At 69.8% G+C, this 4,581-nt stretch carries 6 protein-coding genes and 1 riboswitch; all 6 genes read right to left on the reverse strand.

What is annotated here, in order from left to right:
- Positions 1-46: 46 nt before the first annotated feature.
- Positions 47-1,114 carry a methyltransferase domain-containing protein gene (locus tag ACY5KJ_RS15935; protein WP_462203718.1) on the reverse strand — a complete coding sequence of 356 codons (1,068 nt, stop codon included), beginning with the start codon at positions 1,112-1,114 and terminating at the stop codon, positions 47-49.
- Positions 1,111-1,236, reverse strand: a complete 126-nt coding sequence (locus tag ACY5KJ_RS15940) for a hypothetical protein (protein ID WP_023842045.1) — start codon at positions 1,234-1,236, stop codon at positions 1,111-1,113. The genes ACY5KJ_RS15935 and ACY5KJ_RS15940 overlap by 4 nt, the downstream gene beginning before the upstream one ends.
- A gap of 222 nt (positions 1,237-1,458) precedes the next feature.
- Positions 1,459-2,163 carry a histidine phosphatase family protein gene (locus ACY5KJ_RS15945; RefSeq protein ID WP_462188972.1) on the reverse strand — a complete coding sequence of 235 codons (705 nt, stop codon included), beginning with the start codon at positions 2,161-2,163 and terminating at the stop codon, positions 1,459-1,461.
- Positions 2,144-2,938, reverse strand: coding sequence for a CbtA family protein (locus ACY5KJ_RS15950; protein WP_462188973.1), 795 nt, complete (start codon positions 2,936-2,938; stop codon positions 2,144-2,146). Before ACY5KJ_RS15950 ends, ACY5KJ_RS15945 begins: the two co-directional genes overlap by 20 nt.
- Before the next feature lie 44 nt (positions 2,939-2,982).
- On the reverse strand, positions 2,983-3,213 hold the full coding sequence (locus ACY5KJ_RS15955; RefSeq protein ID WP_462188974.1) for a CbtB domain-containing protein: 231 nt from the start codon (positions 3,211-3,213) through the stop codon (positions 2,983-2,985).
- A gap of 4 nt (positions 3,214-3,217) precedes the next feature.
- A riboswitch (adenosylcobalamin (AdoCbl) riboswitch) is annotated at positions 3,218-3,373 on the reverse strand.
- A gap of 135 nt (positions 3,374-3,508) precedes the next feature.
- On the reverse strand, positions 3,509-4,417 hold the full coding sequence (locus ACY5KJ_RS15960) for a hypothetical protein (protein ID WP_462188975.1): 909 nt from the start codon (positions 4,415-4,417) through the stop codon (positions 3,509-3,511).
- Between the last annotated feature and the right edge of the window lie 164 nt (positions 4,418-4,581).

Genomic DNA, 4,581 nt, shown 5'->3' on the forward strand with positions numbered 1-4,581 from the left:
TTCGCCGTCGCGCCGGTTCGCCGTCGCGCCGGTTCGTCCGCGGGGGTCACGAGGCCGGGATGACCCGCTCCGGGTAGTCCAGCCAGGATGTCTGACCGTCGGGGGTGACGGTGAGCCCGAAGCGGGTGCAGGACGGCCGTCCTGCGTTCACCCACCAGTCGTAGGCCATTTCGAGTTCGTCCCACAACCGTCGTGGCCCATACTGGGTGACCTCGTGCCCGTCCGACTGCCCGTCTGACCCGGCGGTCAGTGACGCCCACGACTGTGACGCCGCGTGGGACAGCAGAAGTGTTTTCGCTGGGCCGCCTTCCTCGATCTGCCCGGTGGTGCAGCCGGGCAGCCACAGGCCGACCGCGAATCCGGCCGCGGCGTCCCCGAAGGGCTCATCCAGATACCGGCAGGTTGTTCTGACATCGGCGTCGTCCTCGCCGAGCCACCAGACGGGTTTGTCGGCCCGCTGGCCGCGCAGCCGCATGAAACCCGCCTCATCATGAAAATGGCCCGAGGCGGTGCCGTCCGCAACGGTCAATGACAGCAGCGCCCCACCGAACTCGCTCGTGAACGGCAGCACGATCCGCCCGCCCGGCCGGGTCTGCATGATCCAGGGGTAGGGAACGGTAACCACCGACGCTGTGGCGATGATCCGGTCGTAGGGAGCCCGACCGGGAAACCCCGCCGCGCCGTCCCCGACGACCACCGTCACCGGACGGCCGATTCTGGCGAGGGCCGCGCGGGCCTGCCCCGCGATTCCCGGATCGATCTCGATGGTGGTGATCTGGCCGGTCGGGGTCCGCTCGGCGAGCAGCGCCGCGTTATAGCCGGTCCCGGCACCGATCTCGAGGACGTTCATCCCGTCCCGCACATCGAGGAGGTCAAGCATCCGGGCCATGACCCACGGCGCGCTGCTGGAACTGGTCGGTATGACGTCCCTACCGTCGTACCTGCCCGTCCCGTCGTCGACCTGCGTCGTGATCCCGTCGTCGCCGCGGCACAGCTTCGACCACCGCTGTGGATCATCCTGGCGCCGGAGCGGGACCAAGAAGAACCCGTCCTCGTCCCGGACCCAGATTTCATCCGGGATGAAGTCCTCGCGGTTCACCCGGCGGACGCTCACGCCTTCCCTGAGCCCTTGCACACGCCGCAGGAGACGGTCTCGTTCTTGCCGTCGCTGGTCACGGTGATCTTCCCGCTGCCGTTGCAGGTCGGGCAGGCTACCGGTTTCGCGTGCTTACCCACCCGACCGCCTCTCACCTGGGGCCATCTGGGGGTTCGGGCCCACGGCCATGATTCCATCCGGACGGTGCCGCGCGTCAAGGGGCCGCGGCAGCCTCGCGGCCGGGCCGGGAAACTGATCTAACTTGACAATTCTTAATATTTAAGAAATTTGTCGGCATCCGGGCGTGCTGGCCACGACACCCTGACGCCGACGCCGGCGGACGCCGGATCCGGTGGATCTCGCTAGAGCGGGCGGCAGACGTGCGTCAAGGTCCAGTCGGTTCCGGTCCTGGTCGCGGTCCTGGTTCCGGTCGCGGCACCCTCCGTTTTCGGCTGAGTGCCGGTCGTGCCGTCATGACCGTCCGCGCCGATCCGACGGTGCAGGAGGGTCGCCGTCAACGGGGCGACGTCGATCCGCCAGAACATCTCGACCGGGCAGCGCAGGGCGGCCACGAGCACGCCCCGGATGACCGCTGGATGGGTCACCGCGATGATGTGGCCCGGTTCGGTGCTTCGCCGGGCCAGCCAGTTCTCGACGCGGCCAAGCAAGCTCAGTAGGGATTCGCCGCCCGGCGGGGCCACCGCCGGATCGCTGTGCCACCGGCGCAGTTCGTCCGGGGGAATCTCGTCCAGGCTGCGCCCCCGCCACGCCCCGACGTCCAGGTCGCGCAGGGCCGGATCCACCTTGGGGACGATGGGTGGGCCTGGGGCCCGCGGGATGGTGACGTCACCCTTGCGGGCACCGAGGCCCAGGGCGGCGGCGGTCTGACAGGCCCGCGCGGATCCGTCGCAGAGCACCCCTCCCGTCGCGGGAAGCGCGCCGGCCGCGACCGCCTCGGCGGCGCCGACGGCTCGGCGCAGCCCGTCGGCGTCGAGAGGTTCGTCGACAGGGAACCGGGCGGCCCGCAGGGCCGCGGTCGGCGCGCAACTAACCAGGGCCAGCCGCACCGGCGGCACCGATCGCACCGATCGCACCGATCGCGCTGGTGGGGGCCGCGGCACGTCGGGACGCGCGTTCGGTCAACGCGCCGAACAGCAGGCCGATGGCCGCCCAGACGGTCGCCTGGATGGCGAGCGAGGCGATCCGGAACCGCCACAGCACGTCGGCGGGGAAGCCCTCCGGCGTCTCGTGCACGCGGGGCAGGACGGCGTAGACGACGCCCAGGACCACCAGCCCGCCGACGACGGCGGCGATCGTCGCGTTCCAGCCGCCGAGCCGCCGCGCGGCCACACCCGTCCCGACCACGACGATCACCGAGATCAGGATCATGAGGAAGTACAGGACGGTCCGCCGGCCGATCGTGTCGGGATTGCCGATCGCGGGGGGATTCGCCGGGTACTTCAGATCGGGCAGGAGGTAGACCGCGGTGAACCCGGCGAGGGCCACCAGGGCGGCCGTCCCCCGGGGCCCGAGGGCGCCCAGGCGGCCCTGCACGCACGCATACGCCAGGGCGAACATGCCGCCGATGGCGACGGAGAAGAGCAGCAGACCGGTGAACAGACCGAGCGTCGACTGCACGGTCCGGGACACCGGCTCGGACTCCTCGTGCGCGTGAGCGGCGAGACCCACCGCCTCGTGCGCATGAGTGGAGCTCTCGCCCGCCGACTCGAAGGTGATCGCGTGACCGATCTGGCTCTCGCCGAGGGTCTTCGCGACGATGAAGGCGAGCACGCCGGCGACCAGACCGACGAGCATGCCACGGATCAACAGTGTTCGTGCCACAGCGTCTCCTTGCTGGAACAGAGCGGGAGGAGGCGTCAGTGGCGTCAGTGGCAGGGGAAGCCGAGCAGGTGGCGGGCGTCGTGCACGAACTCGTGGACGTAGTTCCCGCCGAAGATTGACAGCGCGCCCTGCTCGGCGCCGACGAAGTACAGCCCGAGCAGCGCCAGCAGCCCGCCGAAGAGCAGGAAGGGCACCAGCTCACGCAGCGGGATGGTCGGCAGGGTCGGCAGTGCCGGCTGGGCGAGCGGTGCGGGGGAGACGGCGGGGTGCGCCATGAGGAGAACCTCCACTGGAATCACGCGTTCCACGGGTAGGACGGGTTCGGGTAATGGGTCTGACTTCCGAGACCGTCCAGGACGGACGGGCCGGTCACAGTGGCGCGACCATGCCGGAATCACACCGGCTTCCATCACACGAACATGTAGAGATAAACAGCGCCATGTAACCCTGTCAAGTTTTCTGGGCTGCCAGGATGGCTGGACGGGTCCGGGTGCGGTCCCCGTGGGGCATGCTGGTGTGCTGTGCGTGCGGTCAGTGTGCTGTGTATGCGGTCAGGGGGACCAGCAGCGGTCAGGGGAGCCAGGAGACGGTGGCACAGCCGAGCTGATGCCGGATGGGGCCGTCGGGCCCGGCGTTCGTGGCGTAGGCGCACACCGTGTGCGGGACGGCGCTGGTGATGACGGTGGTCTCGAAGCCGTGGTCGGAGCCGGCGTCGGGGTAGAAGCGGGCGACGTCCGGTCGGGAGGTGTCCGCGGTGGCGGTGGCGGCGGTGGCACCGTCGAGAGTGACCGTGACGGTGAGGGGGTCGGCGGGGGCGTCGGGGTCGTAGGCCCAGCCGGCGACGCGGACGCTGCTCCAGCCGGCGGTGATCCACGGGTTGGGCGTCGCGAGGTCGAGGTAGCCGAAGGGCGTGTGGTCGACGGCGGGCGCGTCCACGGTCGCGGTGGTGCAGCCGAGGCTCTGCCGGTGGAAGGAGCCGAGCGGGCCGATGTCCACCGCGGCGGTGCAGACGGTGTGGGTGCCGGGTGCGGCGGCCACGGTGGTGTCGAAGCCGTGGTCGGGGCCGGCGCCCGGGTGGGCCCGGGCGACGTCGGGACGGGAGCGGTCGGCGATGACGGTGGCGGTGGCGACGTCGTCCAGAATGATCGTTACGGCCAGGGGGCGGCTGAGGTCCCCCGGGTCGATGGCCCAGCCGGCGACGCGGATGCCGGTGGGGGAGGCGTCGACGAGATCGAGAAAGCCGAACGGCGGCGCATCGTCCCCATTGGGACAGTTTTTCTCGATTTTCTCGATCTTTTCGGTTTTCTCGATCTTCCCCGTCTTCCCTACGTCACTGGGCTCGGCCGTCGGGCAGGTGCCGGCCACGGCGGATCCGGCCAGGCCGGCGTCGATCAGGACGGTGGTGAGAACGAGGATGCTGATCATCGCGACGGTGGTACGTACGGGCGTTCGATGCGGCGTGATGGCGATGATCGTCACCCTCTCTCCTCTCGCCCAAGGTGTGAACTGAAAGTAGCATCTTCATCGCTATCGGTCGACAACCGTGAAGGTTGTGTTGCATGTTGCATCCACGCCGCTGCCATGCGCATTCTGCGGGTGCGGTGTCCGTGCGGCCATGGGTCCGTATGGCCGCGGGGCGGTGG

The organism is Frankia sp. CcWB3, from assembly GCF_977927595.1.